At 41.3% G+C, this 20,701-nt stretch carries 18 protein-coding genes; all 18 read left to right on the top strand.

Features of this window, described 5'->3' with window-relative positions; genetic code table 11:
• Positions 1-3: 3 nt before the first annotated feature.
• The gene (gene recO, locus T543_RS07105; protein WP_035767194.1) at positions 4-666 is read left to right on the top strand and encodes a DNA repair protein RecO; all 663 of its coding nucleotides are present in this window, start codon (positions 4-6) and stop codon (positions 664-666) included.
• A gap of 89 nt (positions 667-755) precedes the next feature.
• Entirely contained in the window at positions 756-1,361 is a 606-nt protein-coding gene (locus tag T543_RS07100) for a hypothetical protein (RefSeq protein WP_035767193.1), read from the top strand.
• Positions 1,362-1,422: 61 nt separating this feature from the next.
• Complete coding sequence (locus T543_RS07095; RefSeq protein ID WP_035767191.1) at positions 1,423-2,820, top strand: glycine--tRNA ligase; 1,398 nt, start codon at positions 1,423-1,425, stop codon at positions 2,818-2,820.
• A gap of 22 nt (positions 2,821-2,842) precedes the next feature.
• Positions 2,843-5,497: an alanine--tRNA ligase gene (gene alaS, locus T543_RS07090; RefSeq protein ID WP_035767189.1), complete on the top strand. Its 2,655-nt coding sequence runs from the start codon at positions 2,843-2,845 to the stop codon at positions 5,495-5,497.
• 174 nt (positions 5,498-5,671) lie between these two features.
• A complete protein-coding gene (locus T543_RS07085) occupies positions 5,672-7,159 on the top strand; it encodes a glucosyltransferase domain-containing protein (protein WP_035767187.1) in 1,488 nt (495 codons plus the stop codon).
• 136 nt (positions 7,160-7,295) lie between these two features.
• Positions 7,296-7,472 carry a 30S ribosomal protein S21 gene (gene rpsU / locus T543_RS07080; protein ID WP_022755619.1) on the top strand — a complete coding sequence of 59 codons (177 nt, stop codon included), beginning with the start codon at positions 7,296-7,298 and terminating at the stop codon, positions 7,470-7,472.
• 90 nt (positions 7,473-7,562) lie between these two features.
• Positions 7,563-8,435, top strand: coding sequence for a metallophosphoesterase (locus tag T543_RS07075; RefSeq protein WP_051638610.1), 873 nt, complete (start codon positions 7,563-7,565; stop codon positions 8,433-8,435).
• Between the two features lie 21 nt (positions 8,436-8,456).
• Positions 8,457-9,209 (top strand): segregation and condensation protein A, encoded by a 753-nt coding sequence (locus tag T543_RS07070; protein WP_035767186.1) that lies wholly within the window; start codon positions 8,457-8,459, stop codon positions 9,207-9,209.
• A gap of 7 nt (positions 9,210-9,216) precedes the next feature.
• Positions 9,217-9,786 carry an SMC-Scp complex subunit ScpB gene (scpB, locus tag T543_RS07065; protein ID WP_035767185.1) on the top strand — a complete coding sequence of 190 codons (570 nt, stop codon included), beginning with the start codon at positions 9,217-9,219 and terminating at the stop codon, positions 9,784-9,786.
• 192 nt (positions 9,787-9,978) lie between these two features.
• Entirely contained in the window at positions 9,979-11,409 is a 1,431-nt protein-coding gene (locus tag T543_RS07060; RefSeq protein WP_035767183.1) for an acyl-CoA carboxylase subunit beta, read from the top strand.
• Positions 11,410-11,423: 14 nt separating this feature from the next.
• Positions 11,424-12,257, top strand: coding sequence for an OadG family protein (locus tag T543_RS15185; protein WP_051638609.1), 834 nt, complete (start codon positions 11,424-11,426; stop codon positions 12,255-12,257).
• Between the two features lie 26 nt (positions 12,258-12,283).
• Positions 12,284-12,646: a biotin/lipoyl-containing protein gene (locus tag T543_RS07050; RefSeq protein WP_035767181.1), complete on the top strand. Its 363-nt coding sequence runs from the start codon at positions 12,284-12,286 to the stop codon at positions 12,644-12,646.
• A 32-nt stretch (positions 12,647-12,678) separates the two neighbouring features.
• Complete coding sequence (locus T543_RS07045) at positions 12,679-13,830, top strand: sodium ion-translocating decarboxylase subunit beta (RefSeq protein WP_035767179.1); 1,152 nt, start codon at positions 12,679-12,681, stop codon at positions 13,828-13,830.
• 107 nt (positions 13,831-13,937) lie between these two features.
• Positions 13,938-15,338 carry an oxaloacetate decarboxylase subunit alpha gene (locus T543_RS07040; RefSeq protein ID WP_035767178.1) on the top strand — a complete coding sequence of 467 codons (1,401 nt, stop codon included), beginning with the start codon at positions 13,938-13,940 and terminating at the stop codon, positions 15,336-15,338.
• A 302-nt stretch (positions 15,339-15,640) separates the two neighbouring features.
• Positions 15,641-17,749 (top strand): glycogen debranching protein GlgX, encoded by a 2,109-nt coding sequence (gene glgX, locus T543_RS07035; protein WP_051638616.1) that lies wholly within the window; start codon positions 15,641-15,643, stop codon positions 17,747-17,749.
• Positions 17,739-18,488 carry a hypothetical protein gene (locus tag T543_RS07030; protein WP_035767176.1) on the top strand — a complete coding sequence of 250 codons (750 nt, stop codon included), beginning with the start codon at positions 17,739-17,741 and terminating at the stop codon, positions 18,486-18,488. The genes glgX and T543_RS07030 overlap by 11 nt, the downstream gene beginning before the upstream one ends.
• A 6-nt stretch (positions 18,489-18,494) precedes the next feature.
• Positions 18,495-19,172 (top strand): response regulator transcription factor, encoded by a 678-nt coding sequence (locus T543_RS07025; RefSeq protein WP_035767173.1) that lies wholly within the window; start codon positions 18,495-18,497, stop codon positions 19,170-19,172.
• Between the two features lie 3 nt (positions 19,173-19,175).
• Positions 19,176-20,699: a sensor histidine kinase gene (locus T543_RS07020; RefSeq protein ID WP_035767171.1), complete on the top strand. Its 1,524-nt coding sequence runs from the start codon at positions 19,176-19,178 to the stop codon at positions 20,697-20,699.
• Positions 20,700-20,701 lie beyond the last annotated feature (2 nt).

The raw sequence follows: 20,701 nt of genomic DNA, 5'->3' as shown, positions 1-20,701 counted from the left end.
ACAATGACTAATTTTGCCTTAGTAAACGGAATAATAATTAAAAGACTTCCAGTAGGTGAGTACGATTATCTTGTTACCATACTTACATCTGAAAGGGGCAAGATAACAGCTTTTGCAAAAGGGGCAAGACGTCCGGGCAATCAGTTGTCCGGAGTTGTGGAGCCCTTTTGTTTTGGGTGTTTTAAACTCTATGAGGGAAGAACTTCATACAATATCCAGGAGGCGAATATCACTAATTATTTTGAGGTATTCAGAAAAGATTTCAACGCATCCATGTATGGAATGTTTTTGATGGAAATAGCAGATTACTACACCAGAGAAAACAATGATGAAAAAGACATATTGAACCTTTTGTATATATCGCTTCGCGCCATAGAAAAAGGCAATATCGACAACAGACTGATAAGATGCATTTTTGAGATAAAAGCACTTATGATCTTCGGAGAATATCCCGGTATTCCAAATGACAGGAATTATCTGGAATCTACCGGTTACACTTTAAACTATATATGGAGCACCGGAACTGAGAAATTATACACCTTTAAGGTATCTGATGAAGTACTTACGGAACTTACACATATATGTGAAGTCTACAGGAAACGATTTATAGACAGGAACCTGAACAGCCTTGATATGATAGATATGGTTGAAGGTGGCCTTTCTTAAATTTATTGAAAAAGAAAAAACTTAAGTATATAATCTCTTATGTATGTGCCTTGGTGGGACATAATTTGAAGAATGAGGGCAGTTTCTAAATGATGAACATTAAAAATGAAATAAAAATCGGAACCGTTTGTTTTGCACTTATTTTCGCGTGCGGATGCGGATCGGGTGCCACCTCAAAACTTGACACTTCTTCAGTGGCAATAAAGAAGGACGGAAGTGTTGAAAGCATAATAATCGATGAGTTTGACAAGGACTATTATGACATTGACGGTCTTAATGAAATGACTGAGGAAGAAGTAGTATCCTTCAACTCTATAAATGGTGAGGGCAGTGTAAGCGTTGCTTCTCTTGATCAGAAAAATTCTACTGTGAAGATGAAGCTCTTATTTAAAGATGCATCAAGCTATGCGCATTTTAATTCAGAGACATTAATCTATCAGACGGTTTCAGAGGCAAAAGCCGGTGGCCAGACAATAGCGACAGACCTTGTTGATAAAGACGGTAATCCTGCAGGTGCGGAGGAAATTGCAAGCCTGGAGAATGAGCATGTTATCATTACTTCAAATAAGACAACAGTTGTCTGTCCTTATAAGATAAAATATATTTCTTCGGGAGCCGGGATCACCGGTTCAAACATGGCTGATCTGTCAGGTACAGATGCGGAAAGCCTTGTATATATCATACTTAGCAAATAAATAGTTAAATTTGGATGACTAAATAAAGATTGAGCTGTATGCTCGGAAAGAGGTTTTGTTTATGAAAGCAAATGAAAAAACAATGGAAAAAATCATAGCCCTTGCAAAGGGCAGAGGATTTATATATCCCGGAAGTGAGATATATGGCGGTCTTGCCAATACATGGGATTACGGTAACCTCGGTGTCGAGCTTAAAAATAACGTAAAGAAGGCATGGTGGCAGAAATTTGTTCAGGAGAGCCCCTACAACGTAGGTGTTGACTGTGCGATCCTTATGAACCCTCAGACATGGGTAGCAAGTGGTCACCTTTCAAGCTTCTCAGATCCTCTTATGGATTGTAAGGAGTGCCATGAGCGTTTCAGAGCAGATCAGCTTATCGAGAATTTTGCTGCAGAAAATAATATTACTCTTGAGTCTTCTGTAGACGGATGGACACAGGAACAGATGAAGAAATTCATTGATGATAACAACGTTCCCTGCCCGTCTTGCGGAAAACACAATTTTACCGATATCCGTCAGTTCAACCTTATGTTCAAGACATTCCAGGGTGTAACGGAGGATGCTAAAAATACCGTTTATTTAAGACCTGAGACAGCACAGGGTATTTTCGTAAACTTCAAGAATGTACAGCGTACATCACGTAAGAAGATTCCTTTTGGAATTGCTCAGATCGGTAAGTCATTCAGAAATGAGATCACACCCGGTAACTTCACTTTCAGAACAAGAGAGTTTGAGCAGATGGAGCTTGAGTTCTTCTGCGAGCCCGATACAGATCTTGAGTGGTTCGAGTACTGGAGAAAGTATTGCATCGACTGGCTTAAGACTCTTGGCATGAAAGAAGATGAGATGAGAGTAAGAGACCACGATAAGGAAGAGCTTTCATTTTATTCAAAGGCTACAAGCGATATTGAGTTCATGTTCCCCTTCGGTTGGGGCGAGCTTTGGGGTATCGCTGACAGAACAAATTATGATCTTTCAAGACATCAGGAAGTTTCAAAGGAAGATCTTACATATTTTGATGATACCAAGAACGAAAGATACATTCCTTATGTTATCGAGCCTTCACTTGGTGCAGACCGTGTAGTTCTTGCATTCCTTTGCGGCGCTTACGACGAGGAGGAGATCGCAGAAGGAGATGTTCGTACAGTACTTCATTTACATCCTGCACTTGCACCTGTTAAGATCGGTGTGCTTCCTCTTTCAAAGAAGCTCAACGAGGGCGCTGAGAAGATATATACTAAGCTTTGCAAGAAATACAACTGCGAATTTGATGACAGAGGTAACATTGGTAAGCGTTATCGCAGACAGGATGAGATCGGAACACCTTTCTGCGTAACCTATGACTTTGAATCTGAGACAGACGGAATGGTAACAGTTCGTGACCGTGACTCAATGGCTCAGGAGAGAATCGCTATAGACGATCTTGATAAGTATTTTGCTGAAAAGTTCGAGTGGTAATAACAGATAGGAGATAGATGAAATGAAACAATTTACTGCAAATGAGCTGCGCAAGGCATGGAAGCAGTTTTATATAGAGCGCGGACATGTGGACTGCGGCGCTGTATCACTTGTATCAGATGGTTCAACAGGTGTTATGTTCAATGTTGCCGGAATGCAGCCGCTTATGCCTTACCTTCTTGGTAAGAAGCATCCCATGGGAACACGTCTCTGCAATGTACAGGGCTGTGTTCGTACTAATGATATAGATTCAGTTGGTGATAAGAGCCACGGCACTTTCTTTGAAATGATGGGTAGCTGGTCTCTTGGCGATTATTTCAAAAAGGAACGTTGCCAGTGGAGTTTCGAGCTTCTTACTCAGCTCTTCGGATTTGATGCAGATCATCTTGCTGCTACAGTATTTGCAGGTGATGAGAATGCTCCCAGAGATGAAGAGGGTGCAAAATATCGTATAGAGTCAGGATTTAAGCCTGAGAACATTTTCTATCTTCCTGCCGAGGATAACTGGTGGGGACTTGAATATGGTCCTTGCGGTCCTGACAGTGAGATGTTCTACGTTAAGGATATTCCGGATTGTGGACCTAACTGCGGTCCCGGATGCCACTGTGGAAAATATACCGAAATCGGTAATGACGTATTTATGCAGTATGAGAAGCATCACGATGGTCATCTTACTCCTCTTACGCAGAAAAACGTTGATACAGGTTGGGGACTTGAGCGTATTCTGGCATTCCTTAACGGAACAGATGACGTATACAAGATTGACCTTCATGCTCCTGTTATCGCATATATTGAGAAGGAGAGCGGCATTAAGTACGAGGCTGATGAAAAGACAACAAGATCAATGAGAATTCTTGCTGACCATACCCGTACTTCTGTAATGCTTATCGGAGATGAAGCTAAGCTTCTTCCTTCAAATACAGGTGCAGGCTACATCTTAAGAAGACTTATAAGACGTGCTGTAAGACATGCAAGAACTCTTGGTTTAAACAAGGATCAGATCCTTGGCGTAGCTAAAATCTACATCGATGAATATGCTGAGAGCTACGAGCATCTTGATAAGAATCGCAAGTTTGTTCTGACAGAGCTTGAAAGAGAGATCACACGTTTTGAGTCTACTCTTGAAAACGGAATGAAAGAGTTTAAGAAGATTCTTGATAAGACAGCTGCTAATGGTAAGAAAGAAATCGAAGGTAAGGATGCGTTCTTCCTTTATGATACATTTGGATTCCCTGTAGAACTCACTGTTGAGCTTGCAGGCGAAGAAGGCTTCACAGTTGATGAAGATGGATTTAAGGCTTCTATGGAGGAGCAGAAACAGAAAGCAAGAGATAATCAGAACTTCTCAGCTAACCTTACAACAGGTGCAGGAGTATTTGATGGTCTTGATGAGTCTGTAAAAGTAGAGTTCCTTGGCTATGATGCACTTAGTTGTGATGGAACAATTGTTGCAATGGCGGGAGAAGAAGCTCTTGTTGATGAACTTTCTGAGGGTGCTCAGGGAACTATCATCACAGACAGAACAACCTTCTACGGTACAATGGGTGGACAGGTTGGAGATATTGGTGAGATCCTTGGAGCAGATGGCTCAAAGTTTGAGGTTCTTGAGACAATACATGTTGCAGGCGGAAGAACTGCTCATGTAGGTAAGGTTGTATCAGGAAGCTTTAAGACTGCCGGTAAGGTATCTCTTAATGTTGATGCCGAAAACCGTGCAAAGACTTGCCGCAACCACTCTGCAACACACCTTCTTCAGAAGGCATTACAGCAGGTTCTTGGAGATGGTGTAGAGCAGGCAGGTTCATACCAGGACCCCGATAAGACCAGATTCGACTTTACCTATCACCAGGCAATGACTGCTGAAGAAATCCGTAAGGTAGAGGACATTGTAAATGAGAAGATAGCAGCAGCTCTTCCTGTAGTTACAAAGGAAATGTCCATAGAAGAAGCTAAGAAGACAGGAGCTATGGCACTGTTTGGTGAAAAATATGGCGAAACCGTTAGAGTCGTTAATATGGGAGATTTCTCAATCGAGCTTTGCGGTGGTACTCACGTATCAAATACCAGCCATGTTGGAATATTTAAGATCGTATCTGAGAGTGGTGTTGCTGCTGGCGTTCGCCGTATTGAGGCTCTTACAGGAAGCAATGCAAGAGCATATTATAAAAATGCTGAAGGCGAGCTCAATGAGGCAGCTAAACTGCTTAAGACAACACCTGCTGATCTTTGCGAGCATATAAAGAAGCTTCAGGAAGAACTTAAGGCTGTTAAGAGCGAGAATGAATCTTTAAAGAGTAAGGAAGCTCAGGCAGCACTTGGCGATGTGACAGACAATGCCAAGGATATCAAGGGTGTTAAGCTTATCGCAGAGAGCGTTAAGGGCGTTGATATGAATGGCCTTAGAGATCTTGGTGATCAGCTTAAGACTAAGATCGGCGACGGAGTTGTTGTTCTTATATCTGAGAATGATGGTAAGGTTAACCTTATGGCTATGGCTACAGACGGAGCTATTGCCAAGGGCGCACATGCAGGAAATCTTGTAAAAGCTATTGCCGGAAAAGTCGGCGGTGGCGGTGGCGGTCGCCCCAATATGGCGCAGGCAGGAGGAAAGAATCCTGCAGGCATTCCTGATGCTATTGCAGAGGCACAGGTTGCACTCGAAGCACAGATTAAGTAATCAATTACTCGGCAGAGCAGTAGCTTTGCCGAGTAATTTTATACTTGGTCATAAGGGGGTACCGCTTGCGGTGGATTCCTTATGACTCTTTAAAGCAGGATTCTTGCAGGCGATTTCCGCTTATGCCCGCAAGAACTCTTGATCAATCAAATCAGGGGGATTATCAGAGACATTATGAAAAGACCAGGCGAAAATTTAAAAGAAAACCTAAAAGATTTTTTTCTTTGTTTCTCCATGATCATGCTTTCGTATCAGGGCTTTTACAGGCAGGGATTCAGCGCAGATACGATAACGCATTATTTTAATCCGCTCATAAATATTGATGCCAGGCTTCAGTACGGGAGAGTAATTCCGTATCTTCTGGAAAGCTTTTTGTATAAAAACAATATTCTGCTGACAGAGCATTACAGATTTTTTTATATGCTGTTTGTAGTGGTAATTGCTATATCTGCATATATTACGCTTATTCCTTTTGGAAAAATACTAAATGGCAGTAAGAAAGGAATAGAGGAAAAGTACAAGGCTCTTTTAAAGATATGCCTTATTTTCCCTTTCTTTAGTCCGTATTTTGCTGAATTTATGATGTTTCCGGAATGCTTCATGTTTTGCTTTGCCTTTTTGTTTGCGGCAATAGCGCTTTACTGTTTTACAGAGAAAAAATATGTGCTTTCCGCGCTCTTTCTAATTCTTGGATGCTTCACCTACCAGATAGTAGTTGTTTTGTTTGCAATCTATGCAGTCTTTTATACCGCACTTAAAGAGGACTTTGTCTATTCAAATAAGCTGCTTATAAGGGAAGTATTGATCTCTGCCTGCTCATTTATACCGGGTGCGATAAATGTAGTATTTATGCGCCTATTATATTTGATCACAGGATCAAGCGACGTTCCCAAAAGTATAGAGCTTGGGTCAATAACTGATATTATAAAAAGACCCGTATTTTTACTTCATGCATTTTTAAAAGACAGCAGCGGACTTATTCCTTTTCCGTATCTGTTTTTTGCCTTGTTTGTATTAGCGGCAGGATGCTGCATTTATCTGTTTTACCGCCGCGGGGAAGGCTTAAAAGCACTTACTTTTTGCCTCCTTACCGTTGCAACACTTCTTCTTTCGTGCGCTGTACCGATGATACAGACAGATGCTGCAAGAATACTGTTTCCTATTTATCTTCTTGTGGGAATACCTCTTGCAACAGGTATTATCTGCTTTGGGCAGAGAGAGTATTTTGCAGTATTTGGAATCATTATGAGCTTTTTGATGCTGTTTTCGTGTCAGCAGATAGCGGTCAATCATTATATTTCAAATGACAGGGATGAAGTATGCGCAGAGCTTGTCCTTGATGAAATAAATATGTATGAGGAAAATACCGGAAATACGGTTAAATACATTGCCACATGTACAGATGAAAGCTTTGACAGATATTATGACAATGTTTATTATACCTATGGTCAGATAAACGAAAGAGTATCCGGAATAGTAAGCTACAGCCTGCTTATATATAAAGACAAAATGCAAAGAAATACCGATGAAGTAAGGTTCGAGAAGGTCCCTATGAAAAGCGGGATTTATGAAAAATATTTTAAGGGGAAAAACTGGGATAACCTTAATTTGTCACAGCAAATGGTCATAGAAGGCGACACGGCATATTGGTGCGTATTCTGAAAATAAAAAATGAAGCTTGACGACATGAAAATTTATGGTATAATGTATAAATGTTATGTGAGCAAATAGCTTAAAAGATAACAAATAACCCTGGTCACCCGTTAAGGAAGGGTCTGAAGGGAGGGTAAGAGAGAAGATGTCAACTGTAATTGTAAAAGAGAACGAGACTTTAGACAGCGCACTTCGTCGTTTCAAGAGAAGTTGTGCAAAGGCTGGTATCCAGCAGGAGATTCGTAAAAGAGAACATTACGAGAAGCCAAGCGTTAAGCGTAAGAAGAAGTCTGAAGCAGCTAGAAAACGTAAATATAATTAATTTTTAAAGTAAAGTCCTTGGTTTGATGATCAAGGGCTTTTTCTTTGCTTTGATGCTTACACAAACTTTTGAAGATAAAAGCGGGTAAACATGATATTAAAAATTTTATTATGCATTCTGATACTGATAATAATATTTGTTGTTCTGGTCATTTGTCATGATATGAACACTTTTGTTGTCAGAAATTATGAGATAAGCAGTGAAAAGATCGCGAAGGATTTCAGCTTTTGTCTGTTATCGGATCTTCATGAAAAAAGCTATGGTAAGAATAACGAAAAGCTTATAAAGAAGATTTTTTCACTTGATCCCGATGCGGTTATCATTGCCGGAGACATGATAACGGCTTCGAATAAACTTCATTCTATGAATATGGGGCCGGCTATTGATATAATAAGGGCTGTGTCTGAAAAGTATCCTGTATATGCCGCAAACGGAAATCATGAATACAAGATGTTCATTCTTGAGGGCTGGAGAAGTAAAGAATACAGGCATTATGAAGATGCACTAAAATCACGCGGCGTTGTGCTCCTTAGAAATACCGGAACATATCTTGAAGAATACAACATGGAGATACATGGTCTTGAGACTTCTTACGAATATTACAGCAAGTTCAGGAAACATCCCATGGATGATGAATATATAAACGGATTTTTCGGAGAGCCCTGCAGTGAGAGGTTTCAGCTTCTTATTGCGCATAACCCGAGATACTTTGAAGAATATGCTAAATGGGGAGCTGACCTTACGGTATCCGGGCATGTACACGGCGGAATAGCAAGACTTCCCTTTTTGGGCGGAGTTCTTTCTCCTGCGCTTGTTCCTTTTCCAAAATATGATGGCGGCTTGTTCACAATTGGTGAGAGGCACATGATCCTGAGCAGGGGACTTGGCATGCATACTGTTCCTATCAGATTCAATAATCCCGGGGAACTATGCTTTGTGACGGTCAGGAAAAAAGAAAGATAAAAATTTTTGTGCGGGGGTAGTATGGCGCTTGAAGTTAAACTGCAGGTTTTTGAGGGACCACTTGACCTGCTTTTACACCTGATAGATAAAAACAAAATAGATATATATGATATTCCGATTGCAGTTATTACTGAGCAGTATATGGAATACATCAGAGCCATGCAGAGGGATGATATGGAAGTTACCAGTGAATTCCTTGTAATGGCGGCAACACTTGTGGATATTAAGTGCAAGATGCTTCTTCCAAAGGAAGTCAATGAAGAGGGAGAAGAGGAAGATCCCAGAGCAGAGCTTGTCGAAAAGCTGCTTGAATATAAAATGTACAAATTCATGGCAGATGAGCTAAGGGACAGACAGACCGATGCGGACACTCGCATGTACAGGAAAAAGCATATTCCTGATGAAGTCATGTCCTATGAAGAGCCTATAGATTATGACTCTCTTATAGGGGATACCAATCTTGCAAAGCTAAATGAAATATTCCAGGCGCTATTAAGAAGGCAGGAAGATAAAGTCGATCCTATCAGAAGTAAATTCGGCAAGATAGAGAAGGAAGCTGTAGACATCGATCAGAAGACACTTTATGTTAAGGCTTACATCAGAGAACACGACAGGTTCAGCTTCAAACAGCTTCTTGAAAAGCAGCACAGCAAGGTTGAGATAATAGTAACTTTTATGGTTATTCTGGAAGCTATGAAGATGGGCGACATTGAAATAGAGCAGGATGAAAACTTTGGAGATATAACTGTTATATCAAACAGATACGTAAAGTGAGGACAGGATGAAAATAGAAGAAGGTGCAGCAGCTATCGAAGCGATACTTTTCACAATGGGTGACTCTGTAAGCATTGCCCAGCTTTGCAACGCTCTTGATGAGGATCTTAAGGATGTGAGAGCACAGATAGCATATCTAAAGGGAAAATATGAAAATGAGGACAGCGGAATAGGGCTTATTGAACTTGAGGATTCTGTTCAGCTATGTACAAAGAGTTCAATGTATGAATATCTTATCAAGGTTGCCAAGGCACCAAAAAAGATCACATTGACCGATGCTCTTATGGAAACACTGTCTATAATTGCTTACAAACAGCCGATAACAAGGCTTGATGTTGAAAGAATAAGAGGCGTTAACAGTGATCATGCCGTTAACAGACTTGTTGAATTCAATCTTGTTCAGGAGCTGGGAAGACTTGATGCTCCCGGCAGACCACTGCTTTTTGGAACGACAGAACAATTCCTTCGAAGCTTTGGCGTAAAGTCGCTTGAAGAGCTGCCTTCACTGGATGCAGTAAGGGTTGAAGAGTTCAAGCAGGAAGCAGAGCAGGAAATAAGTGTTAAACTTGATATATAAACTTTATAAAATCCGCATAAAATAAGGGTGCATGGTATTCTCCATGCACTTTTTTTGTGCTATACTATAGTTTGTGTTAAGTTGTGCTATTTCGCGCTTATGAGCGGAGGTGATGGCAAAAATCCCGCTCCTGGCGCGGGAATTCATTTGTGGATTCCTTTAGAACTTAAAATATATTACGGAGGTGAAGAAATGAGTAGTTCTTCTCAGGCAAGTCAGAGGATTAATTCTCTGCTTGATGAAAACAGTTTCGTTGAGATCGGTGCTCTTGTAAAAGCAAGAAACACAGATTTCAATCTGAAGCAGACAGAGACACCCTCTGACGGTGTTGTTACAGGCTATGGACTTATCAGTGGCAGACTGGTTTATGTTTATGCCCAGGACGCATCGGTTTTAGGTGGATCTGTTGGAGAGATGCATGCTAAAAAGATTGCAAATCTCTACGACTTAGCTCTTAAGATGGGAGCTCCTGTTATTGGATTGATTGATTCTGCAGGACTTCGTCTTCAGGAGGCAACTGATGCACTTAATGCATTCGGCGAAATCTATCGCAAGCAGGTAGATGCATCAGGCGTTATTCCCCAGGTAACAGCAGTGCTTGGCTCATGTGGCGGCGGCCTTGCTTTATTCACAGGAATGACAGATTTTACATTTATGGAGGAGAAAAACGGCAAACTGTTTGTTAATTCTCCTAACGCTATTGAAGGTAATAGCATAGAAAAGTGCGATACTTCTTCAGCTAAGTGGCAGCAGAGTGAAGTTGGAACTGTTGACGTTGTAGCTGATGAGGCAACAATCTACGCACAGATCCGTGAACTTATTTCACTTCTTCCTTCTAACAACGAGGATTCAGATTCTTATGACGAGTGCACAGATGACCTCAACCGCGTATGCGAGGGGCTTGAGAACTGTGCTGCAGATCCTGCTCTTTTATTTGCACAGATCGCTGATAACGGTGCTTTCTTTGAGACAAAGCGCGGCTATGCAAAAGATATGGTTACAGGATTTGTAAGACTTGCAGGCGCTACAGTTGGTGTATTTGGTAACAGAAGCGCTCTGTATGACGAGAACGGAGAGGCTAAGGAGAAGTTTGATGCTTCTTTATCTGCTCATGCATGTGAGAAGGCAGCATCTTTTGTAAACTTCTGCGATGCTTTTGATATTCCTGTTCTTTCATTCACAAATGTTGAAGGTTTTGCTGCAAGCAAGTGTGATGAGAGACATGTAACAAGAAATGCTTCAAGACTTGTTGCTGCTCTTGCAAACGCAACAGTTCCGAAGGTTAATGTTATCACAGAGAAGGCTTTTGGAAGTGCATACGTAGTTATGAACTCCAAGGCAGTTGGTGCTGATATGACTTTTTCATGGCCGGGTGCCAAGATCGGAACAATGAATGCAGATCATGCAGCAAAGATCATTGCTGATGGTAAGGACTCTGCAGAAGTTGCAAAGACAGCTGAGGAATACGCAAAGCTTCAGAATAATTCAGAAAGTGCAGCTGCAAGAGGATATGTTGATACTATCATTAACGCAGCTGATACAAGAAAATATGTTATCGGAGCATTTGAAATGCTTTACAGCAAGCGCGATGAGCGTCCTGCTAAGAAGCACACTACAGTATAAGGAGGGTTACACAAGTGAAGCATAAGATTTTTGCTTTGGGTGTGACACTGGTTTGTATACTGGGACTTACTGCATGTGGTGATACTACTCAGTACAATACTGTTGCAGGCAGCAAATATAAAGAAGAGGTTTTCAACCAGAGTAATCTCTATACATTTGCTGAAAACATCGAAGACAGTATGTTTGAGAACTGGTATTTGAATGACGTTACACCCGATAATTTCGAGGAAAAACTTGAAGAGGCACTTGATGAAACAGTCTACGATGTATTTTTTGCCGGATACAAGAACTGGTATGATGCAGTAGACGAACTTGGATATGGCTCAAAGGAAACCCTTGCAAATGATATAAGCGTTACTGATCTTAAGTACTACATCGATCGCGATGGCATACTAATGGTAGATGCTACTATCAAGGGCACAGGCGAGAACGCCCACAGTGCTACTTTGGAGTACAGCCTTGATAAGAAGGGAACACCTACACTTATCTCAGTAAATGTTAATCATTCAACAGGTGAGAAACTTAAGAGTGCAGGCCTTAATACCCTTCTTGGAATGGGTATGGCATTTGCAGTACTTATCATAATCGCTCTTGTTATTTCTCTGTTCCCCTTGATCAACAAGATGACAGAGAAGAAACCTGCAGCTAACGATAAGGACATTGCACAGAAATCCATGGATGCTGTTACATCTCAGATCGCTGAAAAAGAAGAAGAGTCTGAGGATGCAGAGCTTGTAGCAGTAATTGCAGCCGCAATTGCAGCATACGAGGGAAGCGCAAGTACAGATGGATTTGTTGTCAGGTCAATCCGCAAGGTTTCAAAAAATAGTAGTTGGAAAAAAGCATAACGCTTACTTTTAGGAGGATTTTCATAATGAAAAATTATACAATTACCGTTAACGGAAACGTATATGATGTAACAGTAGAAGAAGGACAGGGCGGCGTTGCTCCTGCAGCAGCTCCCAGAGCAGCAGCTCCCAAGGCTCCCGCAGCACCTGCTAAGAAGGCAAGTGCAGGCGCAGGCTCTGTAAAGGTTACAGCTGGTGCAGCAGGTAAGGTTCTTAGAATTGATGCTGCTGTAGGCCAGGCTGTTAAGAAGGGCGACACAGTTGTCACTATGGAATCAATGAAGATGGAGATTCCTATGGTTGCTCCTCAGGATGGAACTGTAGCAAGTATCGACGTGGCTGTAGGCGATTCAGTTGAGGCCGGCGGTGTACTTGCAACAATGAACTAAAGAATAGGAGTTAACTAGACGGAGGTCGTTAAATGGATTACATAGTAAACACATTATCGAATCTCTGGCAGCAGACAGCATTTACCACAATGACACCGGGTAACTATATCATGGTTGTTGTGGCACTCGTATTCATGTATCTGGCTATTGCCAAAGATTTCGAACCACTTCTTTTGGTCCCTATCTCTTTCGGTATGTTGCTTGTAAATATCTATCCGGACATCATGTTGTCCATAGATAAGTCATCGAATGGTGTAGGCGGACTGCTTTATTATTTCTACCTGCTTGATGAGTGGGCTATAATGCCTTCACTTATCTTCATGGGTGTAGGAGCAATGACGGACTTTGGACCGCTTATTGCAAATCCTAAGAGCTTCCTTATGGGAGCAGCTGCACAGTTTGGTATCTTTTCAGCATATTTCATGGCTATCGCTATGGGATTCAATGATCAGCAGGCTGCAGCAATTTCAATCATCGGTGGTGCTGATGGACCGACATCCATCTTCCTTGCCACAAAACTTAATCAGACTACGATACTCGGACCTATCGCGGTTGCTGCTTATTCGTACATGTCACTTGTACCGATCATTCAGCCCCCGGTAATGAAGCTTCTTACTACAGATAAGGAAAGAAAGATCCGTATGCAGCAGCTTCGCCCCGTATCAAAGCTTGAGAAGATCCTTTTCCCGATAGTAGTTACTATTGTAGTAAGTATGATCCTTCCTACAACAGCTCCTCTTATCGGTATGCTGATGCTTGGTAACCTCTTTAGAGAGTCCGGAGTTGTTCGTCAGCTTCAGGAGACTGCATCTAACGCACTTATGTACATCGTAGTTATCATGCTTGGTACATCAGTTGGTGCTACAACAAGTGCTGAGGCTTTCCTTAACATCACAACAATCAAGATCGTTATACTTGGACTTATTGCTTTCGTAATCGGAACTGCAGCAGGAACTCTGTTCGGTAAGCTTATGTGCGTTATCACAGGTGGTAAGGTTAATCCGCTTATCGGTTCTGCAGGTGTATCTGCCGTACCTATGGCTGCGAGAGTATCACAGAAGGTCGGTGCAGAATACGATCCCAGCAATTTCCTTTTGATGCATGCTATGGGACCTAACGTTGCAGGTGTTGTTGGTACCGCAGTCGTTGCGGGTACATTCATGGCTGTATTCGGAGTATTCTAAAGTGAAATTGGAAGTCTCTGATTTCCGTGATTGAACTTTGTTCCGGTGAGAGCGTTATGCTCGGTATCGGAACTAAGTGATGAAAATATTGTAAAGGAGTAATAATTATGGCAAAGCCAATTAAAATTACAGAGACAGTTCTGCGTGATGCACATCAGTCACTGATCGCAACAAGAATGCCTACAGAACTGATGCTCCCGATCATTCCCACAATGGATAAGATCGGATATAACTCAGTAGAGTGCTGGGGTGGTGCTACATTTGATGCTTCCATGAGATTCCTTAAAGAAGATCCGTGGGAGAGACTTAGAAAGCTCAGAGACGGCTTCAAGAACACAAAGCTGCAGATGCTTCTTCGTGGACAGAACATCCTTGGATACAAGCACTATCCTGATGATGTTGTTGAATATTTCGTTCAGAAGTCAATCGCTAACGGTATTGATATAATCCGTATCTTTGACTGCCTTAACGACCTTAGAAACCTTGAAACATCAGTAAAGGCTTGTAAGAAAGAGGGCGGTCACGCTCAGATAGCTCTTGCTTATACACTTGGTGATGCTTATACAGAAGAGTACTGGATGAACATCGCTAAAGAAATCGAGGCAATGGGCGCTGATTCAATCTGTATCAAGGATATGGCAGGTCTTCTTCTTCCTTATGAGGCAGAGAAGCTCGTAAAGGCATTAAAGAGTGCTACAAGCCTTCCTATCGATCTTCATACTCACTACACATCAGGTGTTGCAAGTATGACATATCTTAAGGCTGCAGAAGCAGGCGTTGATATCATCGACTGCGCTATCTCACCTTTTGCACTTGGTACATCACAGCCTGCTACAGAAGTTATGGTAGAGGCATTCAAGGGACAGGAATTTGATACAGGTCTCGATCAGAAGCTTCTTGCTGAGGTTGCTGATTACTTCAGACCTTACAGAGAAGAGTGCCTTGCTAGCGGACTTATGGACCCTAAGGTTCTTGGTGTTAACATCAAGACTCTTATGTATCAGGTTCCCGGCGGTATGCTTTCCAACATGGTTAGTCAGCTGAAAGAGCAGAATGCAAGTGACAAGTACAATACAGTACTTGAGGAGATCCCTCGGGTTCGTAAGGACTTCGGTGAGCCTCCGCTTGTTACACCTTCTTCACAGATTGTTGGTACTCAGGCAGTTATGAACGTTCTTATGGGCGAGCGTTACAAGGTTGCTACAGACCAGACAAAGGATCTTCTTGCAGGTGAATATGGTAAGACAATTAAGCCTTTCAATCCTGAAGTTCAGAAGAAGATCATCGGCGACAGAGAGGTTATCACATGCAGACCTGCAGATAAGCTCGCTCCCGGACTTGCTAAGTTCGAAGAGGACTGCAAGCAGTGGAAGCAGCAGGATGAGGACGTTCTCTCATACGCATTGTTCCCTCAGGTTGCAACTGACTTCTTTAAGTACAGACTTGCACAGCAGGAGAAGGTTGACCTTACACAGGCAGATACCAAGAACGGTGCATATCCTGCATAAATAGAGGTAACCTCCATTTGAAGGCTTGATACCGTTTTATATGTAAAATAGTAAAGGGAGTACATCATTTTTTGTGATGTACTTCCTTTTTATAATCAATAAAACGATAATTTATTGCGATAAAATTGCTATAATCACCTTAATTATGTTATGATTAGAGTAGTATATTATGACAAAGATTATGTTGGGGAAATGTTTTTGGTACCTTGAAACCAAATACAAATAAGTGGTGAAAATTCATGGCTGAATTCAAAAGGCAAAGACCTAAGGGAATAATAAATGTAAATTCCTGGAACAAGGAGATGCGAAGAGTTGAAGATAAGCGCCAGATGGTGGCTGCCGATACGATTAATGGCTTCCGAGTTCGTCCGGGACTTTATGACATGAATGGGGCAACTGCACTTACTGACGGAGTTAATTTTACGGTTTATTCCAACGGTGCAACCAAGGTTACTCTGCTTTTGTATCACAGAGGAGACAATAAGCCCTTTGCATCTATTACCTTTCCGGAGAGCTATCGCATAGGAAAGGTTCATTCCATGCTTGTTTTTGGCCTTAAGATTGAAAATCTGGAATATGGCTATCGTATAGATGGTCCATGGGATGAGCAGAAGGGTCTGTTGTTTGATTATAACCATGTACTCCTTGATCCTTATGCGAAGGCTGTTGCAGGGCAGAGAGTATGGGGCGAAACAAGAAATATCGAGGGAGCTTACAGGGCAAGAGTTGTGCGCTCGGATTTTGACTGGGGTAAGACGACCTGGCTTAAGACACCTATGAGCGACTCTATAATATACGAAATGCATGTTAGAGGCTTTTCCATGCATGAGTCTTCCGGCGTTAAGTGCAGGGGCTCTTTTGCCGGAATAATGGAAAAGGTTGAGTATTTAAAACGCCTTGGCGTAACTGCAGTTGAGCTCATGCCTATATTTGAATTTGATGAAACAAGAGATAAGAGAGTAGTAAACGGCAGAACTCTTCTGGATTATTGGGGATACAATACAGTAAGCTTTTTTGCCCCCAATACAAGCTATGCTTCATCGGAAGAATATAATCATGAGGGCTTCGAACTCAAGGAGATGATAAAACTTCTTAAGGAAAACGGAATAGAAGTTATTCTTGATGTAGTATTTAATCATACTGCAGAGGGAAATAAAAACGGTCCTTTTATTTCCTTTAAAGGTTTTGATAATAATATATATTATATGCTGACTCCGGATGGGGATTATTACAATTTCAGCGGATGCGGAAATACCCTTAACTGTAACCATCCTATGGTTCAGCAGATGATAGTTGAATGTCTTCACTACTGGGTTGAGGAATACAAGATTGACGGATTCAGATTCGATCTTGCAAGCATCCTTGGAAGAAACCAGGATGGCGCTCCTATGGATCAGCCTCCGCTTCTTCAGAGACTTGCTTTTGATCCGATACTTGGAGATGTCAAACTGATAGCAGAAGCCTGGGATGCAGGTGGAATGTATCAGGTAGGAAGCTTCCCTTCATGGGGAAGATGGGCTGAGTGGAACGGAAAATACAGAGACAGCATCAGGTCTTTCCTCAAGGGAGATTATTGGGCAGCGCCCGATGCGGTGAGACGTATCACCGGCTCTATTGATATGTATGGATGGGGATATGCGGGATATGATTCCTCTATCAACTTTATTACATGTCATGACGGCTTTACCCTATACGATATGTTTTCATACAATGAAAAGCATAACGAGGCTAATGGATGGAACAACACGGACGGCGCTGATGACAACAGAAGCTGGAACTGTGGATGCGAGGGAGAGACCGATAATCCTGAGATAATGTCTCTTAGATTTAAGATGATGAGAAATGCCATCACTGTTTTAATGTGCAGCAGAGGAACTCCGATGATACTTGCGGGAGATGAATTTGCTAATACACAGTTTGGCAATAATAACGCATATTGTCAGGATAACGAGGTTTCATGGCTTGACTGGAACAGGCTTAATGAGCACAAACAGTATTTTGACTTTTACAGAGACATGATCCAGTTCAGAAGAAAACATCCTGCTATCAGGAAGGATTTAAAGCCTGCTATGTCGGGATTTCCGAATATTTCTGTTTTTTCTGACAATCCTTACAACAAGGATATAAATGATAATACTAAGGTTATCAGCGTTGTTTATGCGGGATATGTCAGGAAAAAAGGCCATGATGATGTAGTGCTTATGTCCATAAATGTATATTGGGAAGATGTTCAGATCACACTTCCTAATCCACCGGATGGGGCATATTGGGCACTGGTTGTCGATACTGCTGCAGAAGACAAGAGATATTTTAATAACAGACCAAAGCCTTTATCGGTTCCAAACTGGAGATTAAAGGCCAGAAGTGTAAGCGTATTTATAGCAGCTTATGGAGAAGGTTATGGCAGATGAAGTAAACAGTTCTGAAATTGAACAGCCGGATGAAAATGAGCAAAAGCAAAAAGAGCCTGAACCGGCAGAAAATGTAAAAGAAGATGAAAACGATAAAAAGCCGGAAGAGGGAAAAGGCAAAGAGCCTGAAGAAAACAAGACCATAGGTCACGGGATAGATCCTAAGGACCTTACGGTTGAGGGATTTTTGTTTTTGTCCATGGAAGATGCCGATAAGGCAAGACTTGATGCAAGGAAAATAAAGATACTGGGTCAGAAAGTCAGATCAACTAAAGTTTCTGATCTCCAGGAAGTATATGAAAAGGCGATATCCAATAAGATTTTTGCTACACCGATCGGATGGACATATCTGTCACTTCTAAGGGACAACCTGATCGAAGCAGGAGTAAGTGAGGATGAACTCACACCCATAGAAGTAAGTACCAAGATTACTAATGCTGCGCTGCCTGATGAATATCATCCCAAGCTCAGAATTACGACACCGGTAAAGAAAAAAAGGGATATTAAAGTTACAATGATCCTGCTTGTTGCGATGAATATTGTGCTTGTTTTTTTGGTTGGTGCGATGTTTTATGTTGCATTACACGCAGAAACGGATAATATTGTTAATTACAAGCAGAATGTTACAAACAGATATGCTGATTGGGAGCAGTCTTTGCAGGAGAGAGAAAAGGCCGTACGTGAAAAGGAAAGAGAATTAAAGATAGAAGATACGACCGATTATTATCAGGGAGAGTGAGTTAATATGGATACAAAGCTTAAAATACTGGTTGTAGATGATGAGGCCAGAATGAGGAAGCTCGTCAGGGACTTCCTTGTAAAAAATAATTTTGAAGTAGTAGAGGCAGAGGATGGACAAAAAGCTTTGGATATCTTTTTTGCTGACAATGATATAGCACTTATTATTCTCGATGTTATGATGCCTAAGATGGACGGGTGGCAGGTTTGCAAGGAAATAAGAGCTTATTCAAAGGTTCCGATCATCATGCTTACAGCTAAAACAGAAGAAAGAGATGAGCTTCAGGGATTTGAGCTGGGCGTAGATGAATATATAGCAAAGCCGTTTAGTCCCAAGATCCTCGTAGCAAGGGTTGATGCGATACTTAGGCGTACATCACAGGTGACAAGCGAAGACATTGTTGAAGCAGGCGGAATTGTTATCAACAAAGCTGCACACAATGTTACGATCGATGGAAAAGAGATAGAACTTAGCTTCAAGGAATTTGAGCTTTTGTCATATTTTATAGAAAACAAGGGAATAGCACTTTCAAGAGAAAAAATTCTGAACAACGTATGGAATTATGATTATTTCGGAGATGCGAGAACAATCGATACTCATGTAAAGAAGCTTCGCGGAAAGATGGGAGAAAAGGGAGAGCTGATAAAAACTATCTGGGGAATGGGATACAAATTCGAGGTTTAACAGATGGCTTTTGGAAGTAAAAATAAAAATGAAAAGAAAGTAAAGCTTTCTCTGAGAACAGAATTCAATATTCTGTTTTTACTGGTAATGGCAGGCATGATTGCCTTTTGCATAATAATCAATCAGGCTTTTTTGGAGCGGGTTTATATATCGCATCAGACAAATGTGGTAAAAAGCGCTTTTGACAGCATAAATGATGCGTCCTCAGACGGAAGCTTCCAGACCGAAGATTACGACATAGAGCTTCAGAGCATCTGCGATACGTATGGAATAGAACTTATCGTACTTGATGCGGATTCACAGATGATCAAATCTTCATCAAGTGATGCCGAATATATGGCCCATATTTTGTGGGATAATCTGATCGGCGAAGATATAATGGCGCCGGTTGTAAGCGGCAGGAAAATAATTGAAAAAACCGATGATTACACCATTCAGATAGAGACAGATATGAGAATGAACACTGAATATCTGGAAATCTGGGGTGTCATCGATTCCGGATATATCGTAATGGTTAGAAGTGCGCTTGCGGGAATAAGAGAGAGTGTTGGCATATCAAACAGATTTATGACAACCGTAGGTTTAATTGCCATTATCATCGGATCTGTATGCATTTTGTATTTAAGTAACAGAGTTACAAGACCTATACTTGAGCTTACTGATATTTTGAGTGAGATGAAAAATCTTAACTTCGAAGCCAAGTACAAGTCTAAGAATAAAAACAAAAATGAAGTGGATATCCTGGGCGATAATATAAACGAACTCTCTGAGACGCTGGAAACTACCATTAAAGAATTAAAATCAGCAAACATAGAGCTGAAGCAGGATATTGCAAGAAAAGAAGAAATTGATGAAATGCGAAGGGAGTTTTTGTCAAATGTTTCGCATGAGCTTAAAACTCCTATAGCGCTTATTCAGGGATATGCGGAAGGCCTTCAGGAGGGAATCAGTGATGATCCCGACAGCATGGACTTTTACTGCGAGGTAATAAGGGATGAAGCTTCCAAGATGGATACTCTTGTTAAAAAGCTTCTTACACTCAATCAGCTTGAGTTTGGCAATGATGTTGTTAATATGGAGAGATTTGACATAACAGCAACTATAAAGAATTATGTGAAATCATCCGAAATATTAACGAAGGAGAAAAATGCCACAGTCCAGATGGCAGACTACGGACCAATATATGTTTGGGCGGATGAATTTAAGACAGAAGAAGTTCTTATGAATTACTTCAGCAACGCATTAAACCATATTGGCGGGGATAACATCATAGAAATAAAGCTTGAAAAGCTCGAAGACAGAGTAAGAGTATCGGTATTTAATACCGGAGACCCGATACCTGAAGATAGTATAGACCATATCTGGGAGAAGTTTTATAAGGTCGATAAGGCAAGAACCAGAGCTTACGGTGGAAGCGGAGTCGGACTTTCAATCGTAAAAGCGATTATGGAATCCATGCACCAGGAATATGGTGTAAGGAACTATGATAATGGTGTGGAATTCTGGTTTGATCTTGAAACCAGGTGATT

Origin of the sequence: Butyrivibrio sp. NC2002 (genome assembly GCF_000702265.1) — a bacterium.
GTDB lineage: Bacteria > Bacillota > Clostridia > Lachnospirales > Lachnospiraceae > Butyrivibrio.
This window is presented reverse-complemented; position numbering and strand designations above follow the sequence as displayed.

What these genes read in the sequence shown, in the direction of transcription:
- recO (WP_035767194.1), top strand. Translation starts at nt 4, where the DNA reads ATGACTAATTTTGCCTTAGTAAACGGAATAATAATTAAAAGACTTCCA.
- T543_RS07100 (WP_035767193.1), top strand. Translation starts at nt 756, where the DNA reads ATGATGAACATTAAAAATGAAATAAAAATCGGAACCGTTTGTTTTGCA.
- T543_RS07095 (WP_035767191.1), top strand. Translation starts at nt 1,423, where the DNA reads ATGAAAGCAAATGAAAAAACAATGGAAAAAATCATAGCCCTTGCAAAG.
- alaS (WP_035767189.1), top strand. Translation starts at nt 2,843, where the DNA reads ATGAAACAATTTACTGCAAATGAGCTGCGCAAGGCATGGAAGCAGTTT.
- T543_RS07085 (WP_035767187.1), top strand. Translation starts at nt 5,672, where the DNA reads ATGAAAAGACCAGGCGAAAATTTAAAAGAAAACCTAAAAGATTTTTTT.
- rpsU (WP_022755619.1), top strand. Translation starts at nt 7,296, where the DNA reads ATGTCAACTGTAATTGTAAAAGAGAACGAGACTTTAGACAGCGCACTT.
- T543_RS07075 (WP_051638610.1), top strand. Translation starts at nt 7,563, where the DNA reads ATGATATTAAAAATTTTATTATGCATTCTGATACTGATAATAATATTT.
- T543_RS07070 (WP_035767186.1), top strand. Translation starts at nt 8,457, where the DNA reads ATGGCGCTTGAAGTTAAACTGCAGGTTTTTGAGGGACCACTTGACCTG.
- scpB (WP_035767185.1), top strand. Translation starts at nt 9,217, where the DNA reads ATGAAAATAGAAGAAGGTGCAGCAGCTATCGAAGCGATACTTTTCACA.
- T543_RS07060 (WP_035767183.1), top strand. Translation starts at nt 9,979, where the DNA reads ATGAGTAGTTCTTCTCAGGCAAGTCAGAGGATTAATTCTCTGCTTGAT.
- T543_RS07050 (WP_035767181.1), top strand. Translation starts at nt 12,284, where the DNA reads ATGAAAAATTATACAATTACCGTTAACGGAAACGTATATGATGTAACA.
- T543_RS07045 (WP_035767179.1), top strand. Translation starts at nt 12,679, where the DNA reads ATGGATTACATAGTAAACACATTATCGAATCTCTGGCAGCAGACAGCA.
- T543_RS07040 (WP_035767178.1), top strand. Translation starts at nt 13,938, where the DNA reads ATGGCAAAGCCAATTAAAATTACAGAGACAGTTCTGCGTGATGCACAT.
- glgX (WP_051638616.1), top strand. Translation starts at nt 15,641, where the DNA reads ATGCGAAGAGTTGAAGATAAGCGCCAGATGGTGGCTGCCGATACGATT.
- T543_RS07030 (WP_035767176.1), top strand. Translation starts at nt 17,739, where the DNA reads ATGGCAGATGAAGTAAACAGTTCTGAAATTGAACAGCCGGATGAAAAT.
- T543_RS07025 (WP_035767173.1), top strand. Translation starts at nt 18,495, where the DNA reads ATGGATACAAAGCTTAAAATACTGGTTGTAGATGATGAGGCCAGAATG.
- T543_RS07020 (WP_035767171.1), top strand. Translation starts at nt 19,176, where the DNA reads ATGGCTTTTGGAAGTAAAAATAAAAATGAAAAGAAAGTAAAGCTTTCT.